The following is a 22,008-nucleotide window of genomic DNA, read 5'->3' as shown; positions in this document are numbered from 1 at the left end:
AGAATCTCAGCACCCACCCACCCACGCGTAGCCGCTTCAACGAGGAGGCGACCGGTGCTGAGCACAATGCAGGACGTTCCCCTGCTGGTGTCCCGGATCCTGACCCACGGCTCGACGGTGCACGGCCGGTCGCAGGTCACGACCTGGACCGGCGAAGGCGAGCCGCAGCGCCGCTCGTTCGCCGAGATCGGCGCCCGCGCCGCACGCCTCGCGCACGCGCTGCGCGACGAGCTCGGGGTCGAGCGCGACGACCGTGTCGCGACGCTGATGTGGAACAACGCGGAGCACGTCGAGGCGTACTTCGCGATCCCCTCCATGGGGGCCGTCCTCCACACGCTCAACCTCCGGCTCCCCGCCGAGCAGCTGGTCTTCATCGCCAACCACGCCGCCGACCGCGTGATCCTGGTCAACGGCACCCTGATCCCGCTGCTGGCACCGCTGCTGCCGGCCATGGAGTCGGTCGAGCACGTGGTCGTCGTCGGCCCCGGCGACACCTCGCCGCTGGAGGGCTGCCGTCCCGCCCTGCACGCCTACGAGTCCCTCATCGAGGACCGCCCCGAGAGCTACGACTGGCCCGAGCTGGACGAACGTTCCGCGGCCGCCATGTGCTACACCTCCGGCACCACCGGCGACCCCAAGGGCGTGCTGTTCTCGCACCGTTCGATCTACCTGCACTCCCTGCAGGTCAACATGGCCGAGTCGATGGGCCTGACCGACGCCGACACCACCCTGGTCGTCGTGCCCCAGTTCCACGTCAACGCCTGGGGCCTGCCGCACGCCACCTTCATGACCGGCATCAACATGCTGATGCCCGACCGCTTCCTGCAGCCCGGCCCGCTCGCCGAGATGATCGAGGCCGAGCGTCCGACGCACGCCGCCGCCGTCCCGACCATCTGGCAGGGCCTGCTCGCCGAACTCGCCGCCAAGCCGCGCGACATCGGCAGCATGGGCCACGTCACCATCGGCGGCTCCGCCTGCCCGCCCTCCCTGATGGAGGCGTACGACAAGCTCGGCGTCCGGCTCCTGCACGCCTGGGGCATGACCGAGACCTCCCCGCTGGGCACCATGGCCCACCCGCCGGCCGGACTCACCGAGGAGGAGCAGTGGCCCTACCGGATCACCCAGGGCCGCTTCCCCGCCTCCGTGGAGGCCCGGCTGGTCGGCCCGTCCGGCGAGGTGCTGCCCTGGGACGGGGAGTCCGCGGGCGAACTGGAGGTCCGCGGGCCGTGGATCGCCGCGGCCTACTACGGCGGCGCCGACGCCGAAGCGCTGCGCCCCGAGGACAAGTTCAGCCCGGACGGCTGGCTGCGCACCGGTGACGTCGGCACCATCACCCACGACGGCTACCTGACCCTGACCGACCGCGCCAAGGACGTCATCAAGTCCGGCGGTGAGTGGATCTCCTCCGTCGAGCTGGAGAACGCCATCATGGCCCACCCGGCCGTCGCCGAGGCCGCGGTGGTGGCCGTGCCCGACGAGCGCTGGGGCGAGCGGCCGCTTGCCACGGTCGTCCTCAAGGACGGCAGCACGGTCGGCTACGAGGAGCTGCGGACCTTCCTCGGCGAGAGCATCGCCCGCTGGCAGCTGCCCGAGCGCTGGGCCGTGATTTCGGCGGTGCCGAAGACCTCGGTCGGCAAGTTCGACAAGAAGGTGATCCGCCGGCAGTACGCGGCGGGAGAGCTGGACGTCACCAAGCTCGTCTGACGACGCGGCGCACGGCACACGGCACACGGACGCAGGGTCCCGGGGGCGCACCTCGGGGCCCTGTGCACGGCGGGCGTTGTCCGTGGGGCCGCCCGGGCTCCCCTGACAGAGGAGCCGGTCAATGGGGGGTACGCGGGATGAACGCGTTTGGACGACGGTACGCATGCGGTCCGGGGCGGCGACTGGATGGTCACCGGCTGCAAGGACGAGCACCACGCCATGTCCGCGATCCTGGACCGGATCGGGGAACTCCGGGAGAAGCCGTAGCCCGACCCGTCCGTGCTCGCGGGGCCCTCAGGAACCGATCTTGCCGAGCATGTCGACGATGCGCCCCTGGACGTCCGCGCTGGTCGAGCGCTCCGCGAGGAAGAGGACCGTCTCGCCGGACGACAGCCGCGGCAGCTCCGCCGGGTCGATGTCGACCGCGGTGTAGACGACCATCGGCGTGCGTTCCAGCCGGCCGTTCGTCCGCAGCCAGTCGATGATCCCCTGCCGCCTGCGGCGGATGAGCATCAGGTCCATCACCACGAGGTTCGGGTGCACCTGCGCGGCGAGCGTCATCGCGTCCGCCTCGGACTGGGCGTGCGCGACGTGCATCCCGCGCCGCTCCAGCGTCGCGGTGAAGGCCTGCGCGATCGGCGTGTGGGCCTCGATCAGCAGCACCCGGGGCGGGTGCTGCTCGCTGTCCCGCGGCGCCAGCGCCTTGAGGAGCACGGCGGGGTCGGCCCCGTACGCGGCCTCACGGGTCGCCTGGCCGAGGCCGGCCGTGACGAGCACCGGCACCTGGGCCTGCGCCGCCGCCTGACGCAGCGACTGCAGGGCGGTCCGGGTGATCGGCCCGGTGAGCGGGTCCACGAAGAGCGCGGCGGGCGGATCGGCGACCTGCGCGTCGACCTCTTCGCGCGAGCGGACGATGACCGGGCGGTAGCCGCGGTCCGTCAGTGCCTGGCGCGTGGCGACGTCCGGCTCGGGCCACACCAGCAGCCGGCGCGGCTCGTCCAGGACGGCCCCGGGCTCCTGGGAGCTCTCCTCCGTGACGTCGACGGCGCCGTTGGGGCCGTCGAGCGGCTCGGGGCCCTCGGTGGCCTCCGTGGGAGCGCCTATGGCGTACGCCCGGCCGGGGGTCTCCGTGCCGTTGACGGCCGCGGGCGCGGTGGGCGGGGTGGGCGCGGCGGGTGCCACGGGTGTCGCGGACTGCGCCGGCTCCGCCTCCGCGGGGGCGGCCAGCTTGCGGCGTCGTCCGGAGCCGCTGGACGGCTGGGCGACCTGCTCGTTGATCTGCTGGGCGAAGGCGACGCCCTGGCCGAGGGTGCGCACGCTGATCGCCCGGCCCTGCGTACCGCCGCCGTTCTGCGCGGCCTGCGCCTCGGGCTGCGGTTGCACCGGCGCGGGGGCCAGTGCCTGGGGCGGGACCATGGGCTGCGGCTGCGGCGGTGCAACGGGCTGGGGCGGCGCGACCGGCTGCGGCTGCGCCATGGGCTGCGGCTGCGGCTCCGGACTGCGCTGCGTCTGCTCGGGGATCATCGGCGGCTCGACGGCCGGCGGTTCCGGCCGCGGCGCCGGGGTGGGCGGAGGCAGCCGCCGCGGGTCGACGATCGCCGACGGGCGCGGGGTGCTCTCCACGATGCCGCGCGGACGGCGCGCCGAACCCTGGGCCTCCGGCCACTCGGTCGCCGGGGTGGCGGGAGCCGGGGGCGCCGGGGCCGAGGGGGCGGCCGGCAGCGCGGGGAGCGCGGGCACCTCCGCTGCGGCCGGGGCCTCCGCGACGGCGGCCCGGCGAGCACGGCGGCCGTTGCCCGGCGCGCCCTGCTCCGGCGCGGGCGCCTCCGGCAGCGCGGGCAGCAGCCCCGGCTGCGGCTCCTGCGGGGTGCCGCGGCGGGCCCGGCGGCCGGTGGGCTGCTCCTCCGCCGTGGCGGGGGCCGGGGGAAGGGCGGGCTGCGCCTGGGGCTGCGGCTCCTCGGGGCGGCGCAGGGCACGGCGCCGCCCGGTGGGGGTCGGTGCGTCGGTGGTGGGCGCGGCGGGCAGCGCGAGCGCGGCACCGGGCGCCACGGCCGGGGTCGCCATCGGCACGGCCGGCCGGGGCGGCTGCGGAGCCGGGACGGCCGGCGGCGCCGGGGCGGGAGCCTGCGGCAGGGCGGCGAGGGCGGTGCCGCGCACCGGCTCGGCCGGCACCGGCATGACGGTCGTCTCCGACTCCCGCCGGGGTTCCTTGACCGCCGTCTTCGCCCCGCCCTTGCCGACCGGCACCTCCATGACGTACGCGCTGCCCTGACCGGGCACCTCGTGCGTCTGGAGCACGCCTCCGTGCTTCTCGACGATCCCGCGCGCGATCGGCAGGTGCACCGGGTTGTCGCCCGCGTGCGGGCCGCGCACCTCGATGCGGACGGAGTCGCCGCGCTGCGCCGCCGCCACCACGATCGTGGAGTCGACGCCGCCGACCACGACCGGCACGTTGCCGGCCGCGTCGACGCCCGCCACGTCCGCGATCAGGTGGGACAGCGCCTGGGACATCCGCTCCGGGTCCACGGTCGCCTCTATCGGCGGCGCGTGCACCGCGTACTGCGCCCGCCCGGGACCGATCAGTTCGACGGCCGCCTCGACACCGGACGCCACGACCTTGTCCATCGAGGTCGTCTCGCGCTGCAGCTTCTCCTCGCCGCGGTCGAGCCGCTGGAAGGACAGGACGCTGTCGATGAGCGTGGTGATCCGCGCGTAGCCCGCGGTGAGGTGGTGCAGGATCTGGTTGGCCTCCGGCCACAGCTGCCCCGCCGGGTCGTTGGCCAGCCCGGCGAGCTCGGCCCGCAGTTCGTCCAGCGGCCCGCGCAGGGCGTCGCCGAGCAGCGACTGCAGTTGCGCGTTGCGCGCGGCGAGCGCGTCGAAGCGCGTGCGGTCGGTGAAGGTCATCACCGCGCCGACCAGCTGGTCGCCCTCCCGCACCGGCGCCGTGATCAGGTCGACCGGTACCGAGCGCCCGTCCTTGCGCCACAGCACCTGGCCGCGGACCCGGTGCTTCAGCCCGGAGCGCAGCGTCTCGGACAGCGGTGTCTCCTCGGACGGGAGCGGGCTGCCGTCCGGACGGGAGTGGTGCACCAGCGGGTGCAGCTCCTGCCCGCCGAGGTCGGTGGCCCGGAAACCGAGGATCTGCGCGGCCGAGGGGTTGACCAGGACGATCTTCCCGTCGGTGTCGACACCGACCACGCCCTCGCTGGCGGCGCGCAGGATCATCTCGGTCTGGCGCTGCTGGCGGGCGAGTTCGGCCTCGGTGTCCAGCGTCCCGGTGAGGTCCCGGACGACCAGCATCAGCAGCTCGTCACCGGTGTAGCTGTAGGTCTCGGCGAAGGGTGTGCGGGCGTCGTCGAGGTTCGCGCTCGTGACCTCCACCGGAATTTCACTGCCGTCGGTCCGCCGGGCGACCATCCGGGTCGGCTTGGTGCGGCCCACGTCGTCGTCGGGACGGCGCATCGAACCCGGGATGCGACGCGCGTCGAACGACGGCAGGAGGTCGAGCAGCCCGCGGCCCACGAGGGCGGTGCCCGGCGACTCGAAGGTCTCCAGGGCGATGGAATTGGCGTTGACGACGGTCCCGTTGGCGTTCACCAGCAGCAGGGCGTCGGGGAGCGCGTCGAGTATTGCCGCGAGGCGAGCAGCGCCTCGGGATGGCCTGCTGCTCACGAGACGCGTCCTCCCTGGAAACCGCACTTGCTGCCGCGCCACCACCCGCGAAGGGGGCATCCACCGGTGGTGGCCAATCTTGCCGCCGACCGGGGGGCATGTCACTAGAGCGAGTGTACGGGCAGCCGTTGGCGGCGAGGCTCCGGATGCCCATGTCCCTTACGCGTGAGTAGTGTTCGTGGCCGAGCCGTGCGGATGTGGTGTCGGTCACCTCCGCAGGTCGGGCTGCCGGCCACCTGACCCCTCGTGCACCGCGGGCGCGGGCAGCACGGGGGCCATCCGCCGCCAGCGCGCCGTCTCGCAGCCGTTGCTGCGGTCGTAGCGGGCGTCCACGGGCCGGCCGCGCCAGCTGCCCCGGACCGTCGCCCGCTGCGGGCCGCTGTAGATCATCGTGCACATCGTCCCCTCGGGCTCCGGTCCCACGGGACCGCCCAGCCGTTCCAGGAGGGCGCACGCCTCCGACGCCTCGGGGTGGGTCCCGCCGACGGGATCGCAGCGCAGGTCGTACTCGGACAGGTGGCCGCCCCCGTCGTCCACGGTCACCCGCAGCACGTCGGGGGGCCCCAGCGGCCCGGGAGGGCAGGCCAGGGCCGGCGCGGCCGCCGTCAGCGGCAGGCCGAGCGCGAGCGCGGCAGTCATGGGCACACGAGCCAATCGCATGCTCCGTCCCTACCTCCCCGCCCCGGCCCGCGCCTCCCAATCCACCCGATCGTGGGCGCGTCGCCCCGGCGCCCGCCGCAACGCCTTTGCCCTGGCCGCACGCGGCCTAGTAATCTGGTCAGCGATTGGTCCCAGCCCGGTGGGCTGTGCCATCATCTGCACACACCCGCTCGCGCGGGCACATCAGGAGGCGTCGCCTAGTCCGGTCTATGGCGCCGCACTGCTAATGCGGTTTGGGTCTTACCGCCCATCGAGGGTTCAAATCCCTCCGCCTCCGCTCCACAGAAGCCCCGGCCACCCGGCTGGGGCTTCTGCCGTTCCCGGGACCCCTGCTGGGCCGCCGTTCCGGCGTTTCCGCAGGTCAGGCCGGGTGCGGCTAATGGATTTCACCTCACGGCGCGGGTCATGTAATGTTGTTCCCGCAACGCCGACCGGCAAGAAAACGCCGGGAAGCACAAGCACTCGTAGCTCAACGGATAGAGCATCTGACTACGGATCAGAAGGTTGCAGGTTCGAATCCTGCCGAGTGCACAGCAGACCAGAAGGCCTCCGGGATCACCCCGGGGGCCTTCTGGCATTAGTGGCCGGCACCAACACGTCGTTCCGCGAGTGACGGCTCTCGATCACCTGCGTCGGGCAACCCCGAGGACGTCAGGGTTGTGGCCATCACGTGTCCGTAGGTGTCCGGAGTTATCGCGATGATGATGCTGTACCCCAGCGTCTCCATGATCGTCCGAGTGCCGACGCTGTGAGCTAGCAACGGCGACTCGCAGGTGTGACTGAGGTGAACCCGTACGCGGCAGACTGTCTCGTCGCCACTGAGGACCGTGGGCATGCTGTTGAGGCTCCGGGGGCCAGCGGCCGTGGTGAAGATCAGTCCACTCGGTTGCTGGAGTAGGGGCACTACTCATCGCCGGCCAGAGCTCGTCCACGGCCGAAGTGACCTTGTGGCGAGTGCGGCGACGTAGCGCTTTCGAAGCAAGATGGTTCGTGCCGAGCGCAGCGTCTTCGACGTCTCGAAGATCAACTCACTCCTGGTGTAATGAAGATTGCGCCGGACTCTGAGCTGATCGTTGGCGAGGTCGATGTTTGCCCACGTGAGGCCCAATATGCGGATGCCGTGTGACGGGCAATCCACACCGAGAGCGCGCACTTGAGGTTGGCGTACCTCGATCTTCCTGCGGGCCGAGACTGGGGCACGTAGCGCGGGTGGGTTCGGCCCACCAGAGGCTGAGGCTGCCTAGCTGTAGGCGTCGCCTCTGCCCCATGCTCACGCTCAGTTCCGTGTGTCGGTATTCGGGTGAGCTTCACTCTCCGTGTCTCAAGTCGGCCTGGATCAAGGGGAGTAGCGCCTATGATGACGCCCAGTCATATGGAGAAGGGGGTGGGGCGTGGACGCCGAATTGATGGCGCTCGCCTCGGCAGCCGGGACCACGGTCGTGACAGTGCTCACGACCGATGCTTGGGGGAGGGCCAAGACTGCCATCGGCGCCCTCTGGCGGCGGGCTTACCCCGACCGCGCGGAGACCATCGAAGCCGAGCTTTCGGAGACCCGGGAAATGCTCCTTGCCGCGCAGGAGCGGGCACAAGAACAGGGCGACGACGTTGTCCTTGGTGAGCAAGAGCTTGCAGAAGGAATGGCCGACGAGTGGCGTGGCAGGTTTCGGAGGCTGCTTGCAGCCAACCCCGACATTGCTCGGGAGGTGCGCCGCATCCTGGAGGAGGAACTAGTGGTGTCTCCCCAGGAGGAAGATCAGATTACGTCCATCGTCTTCCACGCCAACCCGACCGGGCACGCCCGTGTCTACCAGGCTGGCCGCGATCAGCACATTGCCGAACGATGACCGAAAAAGCACCCCAGCCCGAGGGCTCCGCTTCCTCGTCCTTCACCTCTACGCCGTCGTCCAGCGGGCGGGCGTATCAGACGGGCGGGAACCAGAATATTTATGAGTATCACTACCACGGATCGGCGGTGCCGCCGCCTGTTCCTCCCCCCGCTTCCGCCCCGCAAAAGGCTTCTGGGCTCAACCTGACGTGGGCTCTAGCCGCGACGGCCGTTGTCTTGGCGCTCCTGCTCGGAGGGGGCGGGGCCTGGCTTTGGCTGAAGGACACGTCATCCACCGATGCTTCGAACAAGGCGGATGTCCTGCGTTCCACAGGACCGAAAACGCCCGTAGCGTCACATACGCCCACGCCTTCCACCACACCATTGTCGAGTGCACCGAGCGCTGCTGCAGCCACCAAGGTTCCTCCCTCACCCAAGCCGGACCGTGCGGTTCAAAGCAGCCCCGCTTCGGCTCCGTTCGCAAAGAATCCGGCAGATGGCTGCCGCGCGTGGGCGGCGACCAGCGTGCCTAATGTTGAGGCCCGTCCATGTTGGAGGGTGGACGGTGATCGCGCGTACATGATTGCTGAGTGGCGCGCGACATCGAGCACTGCCCTCGTGGACGTCTTCCTTTGGCTGGAGGACAGCGCCAGCAAGCAGGTCGTCTACCCGGATGGCCCGAGTGCGAAGGGGTGGCATGGCATGGGCGCCTACCCGGCGAGCGCCGGCAAGAAGCAGTGGCTTGAATGGGAGATTCGTGCCGATTTGAGTCGGGGTGTCACTTACGAGGTCTGCCTCAGTGTGGGCCCCCAGGGATCCGGCGCTGGTCCGAACATCCAGAGCACGAACGTGGGTGGCTCGCAGGTTCACTTCGAGTACTAGCGGGGAGCTCTCAGGACCGCACTTTTCGCGGGCAGTTCGGGGGCCCGGAACGGCGGGGCCTGACATCAACGTGCGCAGACCTGCGGCGACAGTGGCTTACGAGTGGAGAGTCGCCACCGCGTTCTGAGGCGGTTGCAGGTTCGAATCCTGCCGAGTGCGTAGCAGGCCAGAAGGCCCCCAGGATCATCCTGGGGGCCTTCTGGCCTCAGTGACGCGCATGTGGCGGAGATCGTGCATTCCGATGCGGCGGAGCTTGGTGTTGCTGCAGAGGGCGGCGGCCGCCCTTGTTGTCACTTAGGGGCGGGACAGGTCGTGGAGAGATGCATGGATGTCTGGCCCGTCGTGGACGACGCTGACCGCGCGTAGTTGACGCTCGTGCCGCATGAGAGCGTCGGGCCGCTTCGATATGGGATGAGTGTCGAAGACGTGGCGGCGGTGATGGACGCCAACGGCTTTGAGGTGAGGAGGCGGGAGGGCCCCGGGACGACCCGGGGGCCTCTCGCGTCGGGGCGTCGTCGCGGCGGCTAGGGTGTGCGCAGTCAGGACCGGGTTCACACAAGGAGGGGTGGTCACGATGGCGGACATCGAGGCGGCCAAGAAGGCGTTCACGCGATTCGATGTCGACGGGGACGGGCTCATCACGGCGAGCGAGTACAAGAGCGTGATGGCACAGCTCGGGGACTTCAACGTGACCGAGACCGTGGCGCAGAGCGTCATCAAGGCCGTCGACGCCAACGGCGACGGCAAGATCTCGTGGGACGAGTTCTGGGCGGCCCAGCAGGTCTGACGCCGGGCCGGGGGTCAGGTCTCCTCGAGGAGGAGCTGGGGGACCTCGGTCGCGCCGCAGAGCCGCAGGGTGCGCGCGTGAAGTCGCGGGCAGCGCAGGGTGACGCGGTCGGCGGGGCCGAGGGACGCCGCGTGGCGGATCAGGACGGATGCGCAGCGGGCGTCGATGAAGGACAGCCGGGTGAGGTCGACCCGGGACGGCGGGCCGGCGGGCGCCGCGAAGGCGTGACGGACGGCCAGTTCGAAGTCGTTGCGCGTGGCGAGGTCCGCGTCGCCGCGGAGGGTGAGGGTTCCGCCGGAGCGTTCCGCGCGCAGTGATCCGTGGCGCGGGCGTACGCAGACCGGGTGGGCGGCCCGGACCCGGTCGAGGAGCGAGGCGGCGAAGCGCCGCTGGTCGTACTCGCAGATGGCGGTGAGGCCGAGGCCCGCGAGGACCGGGGTCATCGCGGTCTCGTGGCCCAGCAGGCGCTCGCGGTCGAGGCCGGGACCCAGTGCCCAGGACATGTCGCCGGCGACGCGCAGACCGGAGAAGCCCTGGCGGTGGGCGGTGTTCGTCAGCGCGGTCCAGGCCTCGGCTGCGTCGTAGCCGGGGATCTCGGGGGTGATGACGAGCGCCCGGTGCCGCAGCGCGCCGGCGGCGCGGACCCCGTGGGCGGTGAGGCGGGTGACGGCCTCCGCCGGGGACGTGCCGGGGTCGGCGGAGAGCAGAACGCGTTCGCCGCGGGCCAGGCCGATCGAGGTGAAGGCGGCGCGGATCTCCCAGCGGTCTTCCTCGTCCTGGAAACCGAGGCAGGCGTGGTCACCGGACGCCATGCGGTCGACCGGGACGGTGCGGGTCGTGGTGCCGCTGTCCATGCGGCCGAACATACGCCCGGCCCCGTGGCGGGGCCGGGCGCTGAACGCCTTTGAGCGGAGCGTTCCGTTCCTGTTCGGCGGGCTGTCCCCGATTGCCTCCGCGCCGACCTTCAGTGACCGGTCGGCTTGAGCGCCGCGGCCAGTCGGCGCCACTGCTCGCGCGGCAGTCCGGACCGGTCCTCGCCCGAGGCCAGTACCTGGACGGCGACGTGGTCGGCGCCCGCGTCGAGGAAGGCGTCGATCCGCTGCCGGACCCGCTCCTCGTCACCCCAGCCGAAGAGCGCGTCGACCAGGCGGTCGCTGCCGCCGTCGGTGAGGTCGTCCTCGCCGAAGCCCAGCCGCAGCCAGTTGCCGGTGTAGTTGGGGAGCGTCAGGTAGAACGCCAGCATCTCCCGGGCGGTCTCGCGGGCCCGGGTCGGATCGGTCTCCAGGACGACCGTGAACTCGGGGGCCAGCAGGGGCCCTTCGCCCAGCGTGGCGCGCGCCTGCGCGGTGTGCTCGACGGTGACCAGGTACGGATGGGCGCCCGCCGAGCGGTCGCGGGAGAGCTCCAGCATCCTCGGGCCGAGCGCGGCGAGCACGCGGGAGCCGGCCGGTGCTCCCGCGGCGTCGAGTTCGTCGAGGTAGCGGGTCATCGCGGCGTAGGGGCGCTTGTACTGCTCGGCGAGGCGGGCGTGGCTGACGCCCAGGCCCAGCAGGAAGCGTCCGGGGTGGGCGGCCTCCAGCGCGGCCTGGCGGGCGGCGGTGTCCCCGGCCCCGTACTGCCAGATGCTGAGGATGCCGGTCGCGACGGTGATCGAGGAGGTGGCCGCGATCAGGGGGGCCGCGTGCTCGACGCCGCTGCTGCCGCCGAGCCACAGGGCCCCGTACCCCAGCTCCTCCAGCTCGGCCGCGGTCTCGGCGAGTTCGGCCGCGCGGGCCGGGTCCGGGTCGCGCAGCCCGGCGTTCCACAGGCCGTAGCGTCCGATCGCCGGTGTCTGGCTGTCGCTCATGGGTCTTCTCCCGCCACGAAGTCCGTGTGAAGTCCGACTGGGGTCCGCGTCCTTCGTAGCAAAGCGCCGTCCGCGGCCGGCGCATTCCCCGCCCGGCGGCGCGTCAGGCTGCCGGGCCGGCCTCGCGACCGGCCCCGCGACAGGCGATTCTCAGGGAATTCACAGACGGCGGAAAGGGTGTTCTCAGCGGCCGCTCACAGGATGCGGGCATGACCGCGTCTCCCTCCGCCGCCGCCGACCTCACACGTCCGGACGGCTCCCCCGTCCGGGTTCTCGTCGTGGACGACGAGAACGCCCTCGCCGACCTGCTCTCCATGGCCCTGCGCTACGAGGGCTGGGACGTCCGCACCGAAGGCACCGGCTCCGACGCGCTGCGCACCGCGCGCGAGCTGCGGCCGGACGCCGTGGTCCTCGACGTCATGCTGCCCGACATGGACGGGCTGGAGGTCCTGGCCCGGCTGCGCCGTGAACTGCCGGACGTGCCGGTGCTGTTCCTCACCGCCAAGGACGCCGTCGAGGACCGCATCGCGGGGCTGACCGCGGGCGGCGACGACTACGTCACCAAGCCGTTCAGCCTGGAGGAGGTCGTGGCCCGGCTGCGCGGCCTGCTGCGCCGGGCCGGGGCTGCCGCCGTCCGCCAGGACTCCCTGCTGGTCGTGGGCGACCTCGTGCTCAACGAGGACAGCCACGAGGTCAGCCGCGGGGGACAGGGCATCCACCTCACGGCCACCGAGTTCGAACTGCTGCGGTACCTGATGCGCAATCCGCGCCGGGTGCTGAGCAAGGCGCAGATCCTGGACCGGGTCTGGTCCTACGACTTCGGAGGCCAGGCCAACGTCGTCGAGCTCTACATCTCCTACCTGCGCAAGAAGATCGACGCGGGCCGCACCCCGATGATCCACACCCGGCGCGGCGCCGGCTACCTGATCAAGCCCGGCGAAGCGGCGTGAGCCCGGCCCGCCGGCGCCCCTCCCTGCGGACCCGGCTGGTGGTCTCCTCGGTCGTGCTCATCGCGGTCGTGTGCGCGGTCATCGGTACGGTCACCACGCTCGCCCTGCAGTCCTTCCTCTTCACACAGCTGGACAAGCAGGTCGCGGCGGTCGCCGACCGGGCCCGGACGGACCTCGGCCACGGCGTCCTCCGACCGGGTGGGCCGCCGGTGGCCCCGGGGACCACCGGGACCACCGGGGCGGTGACCGGCGGCTCCGGCGACGACCCCCTGCGTTTCATCACCGGGCCCGGCACCGCCCCCGGAACGGTGGGCGCCCGGCTCGACGCGACCGGCGCGGTGACCGTCGCCGGCCTCAGCGTGCAGCCCAGCAGCACCTCGCAGGAACGGCTGGGGGCCCGGCCGCTCACCGCCGCGCAGCGCAGGGCGTTCGCCGCGGTCCCCCTGGACGGGCTGCCGCACACGCTCGACGTCCCGGGGGCCGGGGGCTTCCGCGTCCAGTCGGTGACCGACGGCACCGGCGGACGGTTCCTGGTGGGACTGCCGACGAAGACCGTGCGGGACACCATCGGCACCCTCGTGGTCGTCGAGGTCTGCGTCACCGCCGCGGGCCTGGCCGCCGCCGCGATGGCCGGCTTCGTGGTGATCCGGCTCAGCCTGCACCCGCTGCGCCGGGTCGCGGCCACCGCCACCCGGGTCTCCGAACTCACCCTCCACCGCGGCGAGGTCGCCCTCCACGAACGGGTGCCGGACGCCGACACCGACCCGCGCACCGAGGTCGGCCAGGTCGGAGCCGCCCTCAACCGCATGCTCGACCACGTCGGCAGCGCCCTGCACGCGCGGCAGGAGAGCGAGACCCGGGTCCGGCTGTTCGTCGCCGACGCCAGTCACGAACTGCGCACCCCGCTGGCCTCCATCCGCGGGTACGCCGAGCTGACCCGGCGCGGCCGGGAGGAGATCGGCCCGGACACCCGGCACGCGCTCGGCCGGATCGAGTCGGAGGCGGGCCGGATGACCACCCTGGTGGAGGATCTGCTGCTGCTCGCCCGGCTGGACGCCGGGCGGCCGCTCGGCCTCACCGGGACGGACATGTCCCCGCTGGTCGTCGACGCCGTCAGTGACGCCCGCGCGGCCGGCCGCGACCACCGCTGGCTGCTGAGCCTCCCGGACGAACCCGCCGTCGTGCACGGCGACCCTCAGCGGCTGCACCAGGTGCTGACCAACCTGCTCGCCAACGCCCGCACCCACACCCCACCGGGCAGCACCGTCGTCGCGCGCGTCGTGCCGTGCGGCCGGGAGGTGCTGGTCGAGGTCGAGGACGACGGTCCCGGCATCCCGCCCGCCCTGCTGCCGCACGTCTTCGAGCGCTTCGCCCGTGGTGACGCCTCCCGCTCCCGGACGGCCGGCAGCACCGGCCTGGGGCTCGCCATCGTCCAGGCCGTGGTGGCCGCGCACCGGGGCGCTGTGTCCATCGACAGCGTGCCCGGCCGCACCGTCTTCCGCGTCCACCTGCCCGTCGGGCACTCACAGCCGCCGCTCAGCGTCGCCACAACGTCATGACAGCGCGCCCGCCGAGGGTCGTGGCCATGCGAACACAACAGCTCCCGCCGACCGGCCGGCCGGCCCGGGGCCCGGAGGCCCTCCCCGCCCGCGAGCACCTGGCCGTCCCGCAGACCGAACCGGTGCTCGACGTCGTGATCCCCGTGCACAACGAGGAGAAGGACCTCGAAGGGTGCGTTCGCCGGCTCCACACGCACCTCCGGCGCACCTTCCCCTACCCGTTCCGGATCACCGTCGCCGACAACGCCAGCACCGACCGCACCCCGCTGATCGCCACGGCCCTGGAGGCCGAACTCCCCGAGGTCACCGCCTTCCGGCTGGAGGGCAAGGGCCGCGGCCGCGCCCTGCACGCGGTCTGGTCGGCCTCCGGCGCGCCGGTGCTGGCGTACATGGACGCCGACCTGTCCACCGACCTCAACGCGCTGCTGCCGCTGGTGGCCCCGCTGATCTCGGGCCACTCCGACCTGGCGATCGGCTCGCGGCTGACCCGCAGCTCGCGCGTCGTGCGGGGCGCCGGGCGGGAGTTCGTCTCCCGCTCCTACAACGTCCTGCTGCGGACCTCGCTGGCCGCGCGCTTCTCCGACGCGCAGTGCGGCTTCAAGGCGATCCGCAAGGACGTGGCGGAGCGGCTGCTCCCGCTGGTGGAGGACACCGGCTGGTTCTTCGACACCGAGATGCTCGTGCTGGCCGAACGGGCCGGGCTGCGCATCCACGAGGTGCCGGTCGACTGGGTCGACGACCCCGACTCGAGCGTGGACCTGGTCAGGACGGCCGCCGACGACCTCAAGGGCGTGTGGCGGGTGGGCAGGGCCCTCGCCACGGGCGCCCTCCCGCTGGACCGGCTGCGCAGGCCCTTCGGCGACGATCCGCGCGACCGCGGCATCGCCGACGTACCGCCCGGGCTCGCCCGGCAACTGGTCGGCTTCTGCGTCGTCGGCGGGCTGAGCACGGTCGCGTACCTGCTGCTGTACACGCTCCTGCGCACCCTCACCGGTGCCCAGGCGGCCAACGCCCTGGCCCTGCTCCTCTCCGCGGTGGGCAACACGGCCGCGAACCGGCGGCTGACCTTCGGTGTGCGCGGCAGGGACAAGGCCGTGCGGCACCAGGCGCAGGGGCTGGCCGTCCTCGGCATCGGCCTGGCGCTCACCGGCGGATCGCTGGCCGCGCTGCACACCGCCGACGCCACGCCCGCGCACGGCACCGAACTCGCCGTGCTGGTCGCGGCCAACCTCGCCGCGACCGTGCTGCGCTTCCTGCTCTTCCGGGCCTGGGTCTTCCCCGACCGCGCCGCCGGCCGGCCCGTAACCGCCACCGACCCCGTCCGGGACGCCGCCGTCCCCCCGCCGGCAGTGCGTCCCGGCGCCCACGACCCGAGGAGCGACCGATGACCACGTCGCGCAGCGACGAGGCCCGGGACCGGGCCGTGCCTGCTCCGCGCCCCCTCCCCCCGCCCCCGGCCCACGCCCCCGCGGTCGTGAGCCGTACCCCTGTCCCGGCGGACGCAGCACCGCCCGGTACGAGCGGGCGCAGCCCCGTCCCGGCGGACGCCGCGCCGCCGGGGGTGGTGGCACCCCCCGCGCCGCAGGACCCGCGCTGGGCACGGCCCGCCTTCCTGACACTGCTCGCCCTCACGGCCTTCGTGTACCTGTGGGACCTGAGCGCCTCGGGCTACGCCAACAGCTTCTACTCGGCGGCCGCCCAGGCGGGCAGCGCGAGCTGGAAGGCGTTCTTCTTCGGTTCGTCCGACGCGGCGAACTCCATCACGGTCGACAAACCCCCGGCCGCGCTGTGGCCGATGGCGCTGTCCGTGCGGCTGTTCGGCCTGAACTCCTGGGCGATCCTGGTGCCCGAGGCCCTGATGGGCGTCGCCTCGGTGGGCGTCCTCCACGCCGCTGTGCGCCGCCGCTCCGGCCCGGCCGCCGCTCTGATCGCCGGAGCGGCCCTGGCCGTCACCCCGGTCGCGGCGCTGATGTTCCGCTTCAACAACCCCGACGCGCTGCTGTGCCTGCTGATGGTGACGGCGGTGTACTGCGTCCTGCGCGCTCTGGAGGACGCCCGTACGAAGTGGCTGCTGCTCGCCGGCGTCGCGTTCGGCCTCGGCTTCCTCACCAAGACGCTGCAGGCCTGGCTGATCCTGCCGCCGCTCGCTCTGGTGTACGCGTTCTGCGCCCCGGCGACGGTGAAGCGGCGGTTCGCCCAGCTCGGCCTGGCCGGTCTGGTGACCGTCGCCTCGGGCGGCTGGTGGGTCGCGATCGTGGAGCTGTGGCCGGCGTCCTCCCGCCCCTACATCGGCGGTTCGCAGGACAACAGCTTCCTGTCGCTGACCTTCGGCTACAACGGCCTCGGCCGGATCACCGGCGACGAGACCGGTTCGGTCGGGGGCGGCGGCCCGGGCGGCGGCGGGCAGTGGGGCGAGACCGGATGGGGCCGGCTGTTCGGCTCGGACATGGGCGGTCAGATCGCCTGGCTGCTGCCCGCGGCCCTCGTGCTCCTCGCCGCCGGTCTCTGGCTGACCCGGCGTGCGCCGCGCACGGACACCGGCCGCGCGGCCCTCCTGGCCTGGGGCGGTGCGCTGGTCTTCACCTTCCTGACCTTCAGTTTCATGTCCGGGATCTTCCACCAGTACTACAACATCGCATTGGCGCCCTACATCGCGGCGCTGACCGGCACGGGCGCGGTGCTGCTCTGGGAGCGGCGTGCGCACCCCGCGGCCGCGGCCGTCCTCGCGGGCACGGCCTTGCTGACGGCGGTCTGGTCGTACGTTCTGCTGGGCCGTTCCGCCGACTGGTACCCCTGGGTGCGGTACGCGGTCCTGGCCACCGGGATCGTCGCGGCGGCCGGGCTGCTGCCCTGGCCCCGGCCGGTACGGCGGCTCGCACCGCTCGCGGCCGCGGCCGGCCTGGCGGCCGTCCTCGGCGGGCCGCTGGCGTACACGCTGCAGACCGCCGGTACTGCGCACACCGGCTCCATCGTGACCGCCGGCCCGGCCGTGCGCGGCGGCGGCCCGGGCGGCATGCGCGGCGGGTTCCCCGGCGGCACGCAGAACGGCAACGGACGCCAGGGCCAGGGCGGGCAGGGCTTCCCCGGCGGCGGCCCCGGCGGCACGGGCGGCTTCCCCGGCGGCATGCCCGGCGGCGACGGGCAGCAGGGCCAAGGCGGCCGGGCCCAAGACGGCCAGGGTCTCCCCGGCGGCGAGAACCGCCGCGGCGCCGCGGGAGGCTTCGGCGGGCTGCTGGGCGGCGCCCAGGTCGCCGACGCCGCCAAGGACGCGCTGCTGGCGGACGCCGACGCCTACACCTGGGTCGCCGCCGCCGTCGGCTCCCAGAACGCCGCGAGTTACCAGCTGGCCACCGGCAAACCGGTGATGGCGATCGGCGGCTTCAACGGCAGCGACCCGTCCCCGACGCTGGATCGGTTCAAGGAGTACGTGGCCGCGGGGAGGATCCACTACTTCATCGCCTCCGGCGGCACGGGCGGGGGCGGCGGCCGGGGCGGCAGCGGAACCTCCTCGCAGATCAGCTCATGGGTGGAGGAGAACTTCGGCTCCACCACCCTGGGCGGAACGACCGTCTACGACCTGACCGACCCGAGCTGACCCCAGGTCGTGGGACGCGGAAGGGGCGGCGGCCACCGGGCCGCCGCCCCTTTCCGGCATCCCGGAAGACCCGGGTGCCGGACGGCCGCTAGTCCTTCGGGGCCAGCCGGGCCGGGAAGCCGCCCGTGGCGATCGGGCCCCAGCGCTCGGGGGTCACGCGCACCAGGGACTTGCCCTGCCTGAGCATGGCGGCGCGGTACTCGTCCCAGTCCGGGTGCTCGCCCGCGATGTTGCGGTAGTACTCCACCAGCGGCTCGACCGAGTCGGGCGAGTCGATGACCTCGGCGGTGCCGTCGACCTGCACCCAGGGGCCGTCCCACTCGTCCGACAGGACGATCACCGAGGCCCGCGCGTCGCGGCGGGCGTTGCGGGCCTTGGCCCGCTCGGGGTAGGTCGAGACGACCAGGCGCCCCGCGTCGTCCACTCCGCAGGTGACGGGGGAGCCCTGGGGGCGGCCGTCGGCGCGGGTGGTCAGCAGCAGGGCGCGGTGGCGCGGTCGTACGAATTCCAGCAACTGGTCGAGTTGCACGTCGGTGTTGGTCGCGATGTTGGCAGCCATGGACGGCAGCCTATGCGGCCCGCCGCTATACGGCGGGGAGGGCCGTGCCCTGGACCGCCTGGATGTCGAGGGTGACCCTGAGCGTCGTCCCCATGGTGGCGATGCCGGCCCGGACGACCTGGTTCCAGTTCATCGCGAAGTCCTCGCGGCGCAGTTCGGCCGTCGCGCGGAAGGCGGCGCGCACGCCGCCCCAGGGGTCCGGGCCGGTGCCCAGGTAGGCGAGGTCCAGGTCGACGGGGCGGGTGATGCCGCGCATCGTCAGCTCTCCGTGCACGGTCCAGCGGTCGCCGGCGGCAGGCACCATCGAGGTGCTGCGGTAGGTGACGGCCGGGTGCTCCGCGGCGTCGAGGAAGTCGGCCGAGCGCAGGTGCGCGTCGCGGGTGCCGTTGCCGGTGTCGATCGACGCGGCGTCGATGACGGCCTCGACGGAGGACGCGAGCGGCTGCTCCGCGACGTCGATCCGGCCCGCGAAGGTCGTGAAGCGGCCGTGCACGCTGGACAGGCCCAGGTGCTGGGCGACCGCGCCGACCTCGGAGTGCGCCGGGTCGATCGTCCACGGCCCGGGCGGCGGCAGTTCGAGGCCGCCCGCGCGTGCCAGCAGCAGGGTCCCCAGGTCCGCCGAGCCGGAGGCGGTCACCAGCGCCGTCGCGGCGGCCGGACGGTAGCCCACGGCGGTCACGATCACGGTGTACGCCCCAGGGGCCAGCGCGGCGCTGCGCACGGCGCCCTCGGCGTCCGCCGCCTCCCGCGCGATCTGCTGCCCGGTCATGTCGGTGACGGTGACCACGGCGTGCGGCACCGCCCAGCCGTCCTTCGTCCGGATCCGCCCGCGCAGCCCGGCTCCTGCCCTCGTGTTCATGTACCTCGTTCGCCCTTCGGTGCGTTCCCCCGGCCGGGTCCGGTCCGGACGGCCCTGGCCGTCCCCTGCCCCGGCCGCCGGACCGGACCCGTTCTCCCCCGTCCACCGGTCCGTGCGTCTCCGCGGCGCACGGACCGGCCGGTCGTTCACCCCTCGGGGTGGTTCAGCTCGACGTCGAAGCCGTCCTCGGGGCCGGCCGTGGCGCCGTTGCCCACGGTGACCTGGGTTGCCACCGGCGGGTAGCCGCTCGCGACCAGCGAGTACTCGCCGGCGTCCAGGTCGCCGAAGGCGTAGGCGCCGTCGGTGCCGGTGGTGGCGGTCGCCACCACGTTCCCGGCCGCGTCGACCAGCGTGACGCGGGCCTCCGGGAGCGGCGTCCGCGCGGTGCCGCCGAGGACGGTGCCGTGCAGGCGGGCTCCGGGGCGGAGCGGGACCTCGACGTGGGTGGGGCCGTTGCCCGCGACCTCGACGGGCAGTGCGGCCGGGCGGTAGCCGGCGGCGTTGACGGCGAGGGTGAAGTCGCCGGCGGGCAGGTCGTCGAAGCCGAAGGCGCCGTCGGTGCCGGTGCCGCCGGTGGCCAGGACCTCACCGCGGACGTCGGTCACCACGACCATGGCGCCCGCGACGGGTATGCCGCTCGCCTCGGCCACCACCGTGCCGGTGAGCCCGCTGGTGCCGGCCAGGACCACGTCGTACGGGACGGGCTCCTCGCCGACCAGCACGGTGGAGGCCTGCGGCTGGTGGCCGTCGGCGGCGGCGATGAGCACGTACGAGCCGGCGCCGGGCGCGATCAGCTCGTAGCCGCCGTCCGCGCGGGTGGAGGCCCGGCCGAGCTGCCGGCCGGTGAGCGAGATCAGGGTGAGCGTGGCCCGCTCGACGCCCGCGCCGTCGGCGTTGCGCACCTGGCCGTGGACCGTGGTGCCCCCGGCGGGCAGGGGGATCACCGGCGCGGCCACGCCGGCCGCCTCGGCCGCGGTCTCGGCCGCCGCTTCGGCGACGGTCTCGGCCGCGGAGGCCTGGGCCGGTATGACCGGGGCCTGCTCGGTCTGGCCGGAGACACCGGCCGCCTGCTGCAGACCGCTCGCGGTCTTCAGCGGCACTTCCTTGATGAAGAGCACCAGCAGCAGCGCGAGGAACGCGACCGGGGCGGCGACCAGGAAGACGTCGCCGGCGCCGTGGCCGTACGCGCTCTCCACGACGTGGCGGATCGGCGCCGGCAGTGTGGCCAGGTCCGGGATGGCGCCGTCGGACTGACCGGTGGACTTCACGCCCAGGGCGGCCAGGCCGTCCTTGACGTAGTGCGTCACGCGGTTGCCGAGTATCGCGCCCAGCGCGGAGACGCCGATCGCGCCGCCGAGGGTGCGGAAGAAGGTGACGACGGAGCTGGCGGCACCGAGGTCGGCGGCGCCCACCTGGTTCTGCACGGCCAGCACCAGGTTCTGCAGCATCATGCCGACGCCGAGGCCCAGCAGCGCCATGAAGAGCGCCAGGTGCCAGTACGTCGTGTCGGCCCGCATCGAGCCCAGCAGGGCGAGACCGCCGGTGAGCAGCACGCCGCCGGAGACCAGGAACGCCTTCCAGCGGCCGGTGCGGGTGATGATCAGACCGGAGGCGGTGGAGGAGAGGAAGAGACCGGCGATCAGCGGGATGGTCATGACCCCGGACATCGTCGGCGACTCGCCGCGGGCCAGCTGGAAGTACTGGCTGAGGAAGACCGTGCTGCCGAACATCCCGGTGCCGACGAACATCGAGGCGACCGAGGTCAGGCTGATCGTCTTGTTGCGGAACAGCCGCAGCGGCATGATCGGCTCGCTCGCGCGGGACTCGACCAGGACGAAGACCAGGACGAGCAGCAGGGCGCCCGCGAGCATCGCGTAGGTCTGCCAGGAGATCCAGTCGTACTTGTCGCCGGCGAAGGTGACCCAGACCAGCAGCAGGCTGACGGCGGCGGTGACGAAGAAGGCGCCCGCCCAGTCGACCTTGACCCGGCGCTTGACGACCGGCAGGTGCAGGGTCTTCTGCAGCACGATCAGCGCGATGATTGCGAAGGGCACGCCGACGTAGAAGCACCAGCGCCAGCCGAGCCAGTCGGTGTCGACGATGACGCCGCCGAGCAGCGGGCCGCCGACGGTGCCGAGGGCGAAGGCCGCGCCGAGGTAGCCGCTGTAACGGCCGCGCTCCCGCGGGGAGATCATCGCGGCCATGATGACCTGGGTCAGCGCGGTCAGACCGCCGGCGCCGATGCCCTGGACGACGCGGCAGGCGATGAGCATCCCGGCGTTCTGCGACAGGCCCGCGACCAGCGAGCCCACCACGTAGATCACCAGCGCCAGCTGGACCAGCAGCTTCTTGCTGAACAGGTCGGAGAGCTTGCCCCACAGCGGGGTGGTGGCGGTGGTGGAGAGCAGGGCGGCGGTGACGACCCAGGTGTAGGCGCTCTGCCCGCCGTGCAGATCGGAGATGATCTTCGGCAGGGCGTTGGAGACGATCGTGGACGACAGGATCGCCACGAACAAGCCGAGGATCAGCCCGGTCAGGGCCTCCATGATCTGCCGGTGCGACATGGGGGCCGCGTGTCCTGCGTGGGCATCGGTCCCCCGCACACCGGCCGGTGATGCGGTTGTTGCCATCGTCATCCTCTTCACGTCGTGGAATGTGTACGGGGGCGGCAGGCGGCCGCGAAGTCCGTTCGCAGCCGGTCCAGCAGCCGGGAGAACTCACTGACGTCCTCGTCCGGCCAGTCCCTCAGGTGGTGGGCCAGCGCCTCGGCGACCCGGTCCTGGGCGGCGCGCAGCATGTCCGCACCGCCGGGGGTCAGGCGAAGCAACCGTGACCGCTTGTCGTGCGGGTCGGGCAGCCGGTCGATCCAGCCGCGCTCGGCGAGGTGGGCCACGTGTCTGCTGGTGACGGACATGTCGACCTCCAGCAGCTCGGCCAGCCGGCTCATCCGCATCTCGCCGTGGCGGCTGATCACCGAGAGCACGCCGAGCGATGACGGCGGGCACTCTGGTGGGCAGGCCCGGCTGAGTTCGCGGGCGACCACCGGGATCGCGCGCAGCTGGCTCGCGAGTTCCGCGAACTGCTCCTGCGTCGCCATGGCGCCTCGCTTT

16 protein-coding genes and 2 tRNA genes are annotated in these 22,008 nt (G+C 72.9%); 10 read left to right on the top strand and 8 right to left on the bottom strand.

The window, feature by feature from the left end; translation table 11 throughout:
* Nucleotides 1-54 precede the first annotated feature (54 nt).
* Nucleotides 55-1,704, top strand: coding sequence for a long-chain fatty acid--CoA ligase (locus ACFW3D_RS07025; RefSeq protein WP_500502292.1), 1,650 nt, complete (start codon nucleotides 55-57; stop codon nucleotides 1,702-1,704).
* Nucleotides 1,705-1,998: 294 nt separating this feature from the next.
* On the opposite strand, the gene ACFW3D_RS07020 is transcribed toward ACFW3D_RS07025, so the two are convergent.
* Nucleotides 1,999-5,376, bottom strand: a complete 3,378-nt coding sequence (locus ACFW3D_RS07020) for a hybrid sensor histidine kinase/response regulator (protein ID WP_500502290.1) — start codon at nucleotides 5,374-5,376, stop codon at nucleotides 1,999-2,001.
* 207 nt (nucleotides 5,377-5,583) lie between these two features.
* On the bottom strand, nucleotides 5,584-6,015 hold the full coding sequence (locus ACFW3D_RS07015; protein WP_500502287.1) for an SSI family serine proteinase inhibitor: 432 nt from the start codon (nucleotides 6,013-6,015) through the stop codon (nucleotides 5,584-5,586).
* Nucleotides 6,016-6,222: 207 nt separating this feature from the next.
* On the opposite strand from ACFW3D_RS07015, the gene ACFW3D_RS07010 reads away from it, so the two are divergent.
* The 5 genes from ACFW3D_RS07010 (at nucleotide 6,223) to ACFW3D_RS06990 (ending at nucleotide 9,530) form a co-directional block, all read left to right on the top strand.
* Nucleotides 6,223-6,313: transfer RNA gene (locus tag ACFW3D_RS07010), tRNA-Ser, on the top strand.
* Between the two features lie 181 nt (nucleotides 6,314-6,494).
* Nucleotides 6,495-6,567, top strand: a tRNA-Arg gene (locus ACFW3D_RS07005).
* 860 nt (nucleotides 6,568-7,427) lie between these two features.
* Entirely contained in the window at nucleotides 7,428-7,880 is a 453-nt protein-coding gene (locus ACFW3D_RS07000; protein ID WP_500502285.1) for a hypothetical protein, read from the top strand.
* A gap of 560 nt (nucleotides 7,881-8,440) precedes the next feature.
* A complete protein-coding gene (locus ACFW3D_RS06995) occupies nucleotides 8,441-8,743 on the top strand; it encodes a hypothetical protein (protein WP_500502283.1) in 303 nt (100 codons plus the stop codon).
* Between the two features lie 574 nt (nucleotides 8,744-9,317).
* On the top strand, nucleotides 9,318-9,530 hold the full coding sequence (locus ACFW3D_RS06990) for an EF-hand domain-containing protein (protein WP_500502281.1): 213 nt from the start codon (nucleotides 9,318-9,320) through the stop codon (nucleotides 9,528-9,530).
* Nucleotides 9,531-9,544: 14 nt separating this feature from the next.
* On the opposite strand, the gene ACFW3D_RS06985 is transcribed toward ACFW3D_RS06990, so the two are convergent.
* Complete coding sequence (locus tag ACFW3D_RS06985) at nucleotides 9,545-10,384, bottom strand: MEDS domain-containing protein (RefSeq protein ID WP_500502278.1); 840 nt, start codon at nucleotides 10,382-10,384, stop codon at nucleotides 9,545-9,547.
* Nucleotides 10,385-10,494: 110 nt separating this feature from the next.
* Nucleotides 10,495-11,376 carry an LLM class F420-dependent oxidoreductase gene (locus ACFW3D_RS06980; protein WP_500502275.1) on the bottom strand — a complete coding sequence of 294 codons (882 nt, stop codon included), beginning with the start codon at nucleotides 11,374-11,376 and terminating at the stop codon, nucleotides 10,495-10,497.
* Between the two features lie 209 nt (nucleotides 11,377-11,585).
* Between ACFW3D_RS06980 and ACFW3D_RS06975 the strand changes: the two genes are divergently transcribed.
* The 4 genes from ACFW3D_RS06975 to ACFW3D_RS06960 are packed head-to-tail and all read left to right on the top strand — an operon-like array spanning nucleotide 11,586 to nucleotide 17,480.
* Nucleotides 11,586-12,326, top strand: a complete 741-nt coding sequence (locus tag ACFW3D_RS06975; RefSeq protein ID WP_500502272.1) for a response regulator transcription factor — start codon at nucleotides 11,586-11,588, stop codon at nucleotides 12,324-12,326.
* Nucleotides 12,323-13,885 carry a sensor histidine kinase gene (locus ACFW3D_RS06970; RefSeq protein WP_500502270.1) on the top strand — a complete coding sequence of 521 codons (1,563 nt, stop codon included), beginning with the start codon at nucleotides 12,323-12,325 and terminating at the stop codon, nucleotides 13,883-13,885. The genes ACFW3D_RS06975 and ACFW3D_RS06970 overlap by 4 nt, the downstream gene beginning before the upstream one ends.
* A 26-nt stretch (nucleotides 13,886-13,911) precedes the next feature.
* A complete protein-coding gene (locus ACFW3D_RS06965) occupies nucleotides 13,912-15,273 on the top strand; it encodes a bifunctional glycosyltransferase family 2/GtrA family protein (protein ID WP_500502268.1) in 1,362 nt (453 codons plus the stop codon).
* A complete protein-coding gene (locus ACFW3D_RS06960) occupies nucleotides 15,270-17,480 on the top strand; it encodes an ArnT family glycosyltransferase (RefSeq protein ID WP_500502264.1) in 2,211 nt (736 codons plus the stop codon). Before ACFW3D_RS06965 ends, ACFW3D_RS06960 begins: the two co-directional genes overlap by 4 nt.
* A gap of 88 nt (nucleotides 17,481-17,568) precedes the next feature.
* Here the strand turns inward: ACFW3D_RS06960 and ACFW3D_RS06955 are convergent, their stop codons facing one another.
* The 4 genes from ACFW3D_RS06955 to ACFW3D_RS06940 all read right to left on the bottom strand — a co-directional run bounded on the left by ACFW3D_RS06955 (nucleotide 17,569) and on the right by ACFW3D_RS06940 (nucleotide 21,995).
* Entirely contained in the window at nucleotides 17,569-18,039 is a 471-nt protein-coding gene (locus ACFW3D_RS06955) for a PPOX class F420-dependent oxidoreductase (RefSeq protein WP_500502262.1), read from the bottom strand.
* A gap of 25 nt (nucleotides 18,040-18,064) precedes the next feature.
* A complete protein-coding gene (locus ACFW3D_RS06950) occupies nucleotides 18,065-18,898 on the bottom strand; it encodes a YceI family protein (RefSeq protein ID WP_500502258.1) in 834 nt (277 codons plus the stop codon).
* 146 nt (nucleotides 18,899-19,044) lie between these two features.
* Nucleotides 19,045-21,462, bottom strand: coding sequence for an MFS transporter (locus ACFW3D_RS06945; RefSeq protein WP_500502255.1), 2,418 nt, complete (start codon nucleotides 21,460-21,462; stop codon nucleotides 19,045-19,047).
* A 77-nt stretch (nucleotides 21,463-21,539) separates the two neighbouring features.
* On the bottom strand, nucleotides 21,540-21,995 hold the full coding sequence (locus ACFW3D_RS06940) for a MarR family winged helix-turn-helix transcriptional regulator (protein WP_500502252.1): 456 nt from the start codon (nucleotides 21,993-21,995) through the stop codon (nucleotides 21,540-21,542).
* Between the last annotated feature and the right edge of the window lie 13 nt (nucleotides 21,996-22,008).

Origin of the sequence: Streptomyces sp. NPDC058864, from assembly GCF_042742985.1 — a bacterium.
Lineage (GTDB): Bacteria > Actinomycetota > Actinomycetes > Streptomycetales > Streptomycetaceae > Actinacidiphila.
The sequence above is the reverse complement of the archived record's forward strand: the minus strand, read 5'-3'. Positions and strand labels throughout refer to the sequence as shown.

Excerpts from the sequence above, each read along its gene's own strand:
- ACFW3D_RS07015 (WP_500502287.1), bottom strand. The coding sequence starts at position 6,015 with ATGACTGCCGCGCTCGCGCTCGGCCTGCCGCTGACGGCGGCCGCGCCG.
- ACFW3D_RS06995 (WP_500502283.1), top strand. The coding sequence starts at position 8,441 with ATGATTGCTGAGTGGCGCGCGACATCGAGCACTGCCCTCGTGGACGTC.
- ACFW3D_RS06990 (WP_500502281.1), top strand. The coding sequence starts at position 9,318 with ATGGCGGACATCGAGGCGGCCAAGAAGGCGTTCACGCGATTCGATGTC.
- ACFW3D_RS06985 (WP_500502278.1), bottom strand. The coding sequence starts at position 10,384 with ATGGACAGCGGCACCACGACCCGCACCGTCCCGGTCGACCGCATGGCG.
- ACFW3D_RS06980 (WP_500502275.1), bottom strand. The coding sequence starts at position 11,376 with ATGAGCGACAGCCAGACACCGGCGATCGGACGCTACGGCCTGTGGAAC.
- ACFW3D_RS06975 (WP_500502272.1), top strand. The coding sequence starts at position 11,586 with ATGACCGCGTCTCCCTCCGCCGCCGCCGACCTCACACGTCCGGACGGC.
- ACFW3D_RS06965 (WP_500502268.1), top strand. The coding sequence starts at position 13,912 with ATGCGAACACAACAGCTCCCGCCGACCGGCCGGCCGGCCCGGGGCCCG.
- ACFW3D_RS06960 (WP_500502264.1), top strand. The coding sequence starts at position 15,270 with ATGACCACGTCGCGCAGCGACGAGGCCCGGGACCGGGCCGTGCCTGCT.
- ACFW3D_RS06955 (WP_500502262.1), bottom strand. The coding sequence starts at position 18,039 with ATGGCTGCCAACATCGCGACCAACACCGACGTGCAACTCGACCAGTTG.
- ACFW3D_RS06950 (WP_500502258.1), bottom strand. The coding sequence starts at position 18,898 with ATGAACACGAGGGCAGGAGCCGGGCTGCGCGGGCGGATCCGGACGAAG.
- ACFW3D_RS06945 (WP_500502255.1), bottom strand. The coding sequence starts at position 21,462 with ATGTCGCACCGGCAGATCATGGAGGCCCTGACCGGGCTGATCCTCGGC.
- ACFW3D_RS06940 (WP_500502252.1), bottom strand. The coding sequence starts at position 21,995 with ATGGCGACGCAGGAGCAGTTCGCGGAACTCGCGAGCCAGCTGCGCGCG.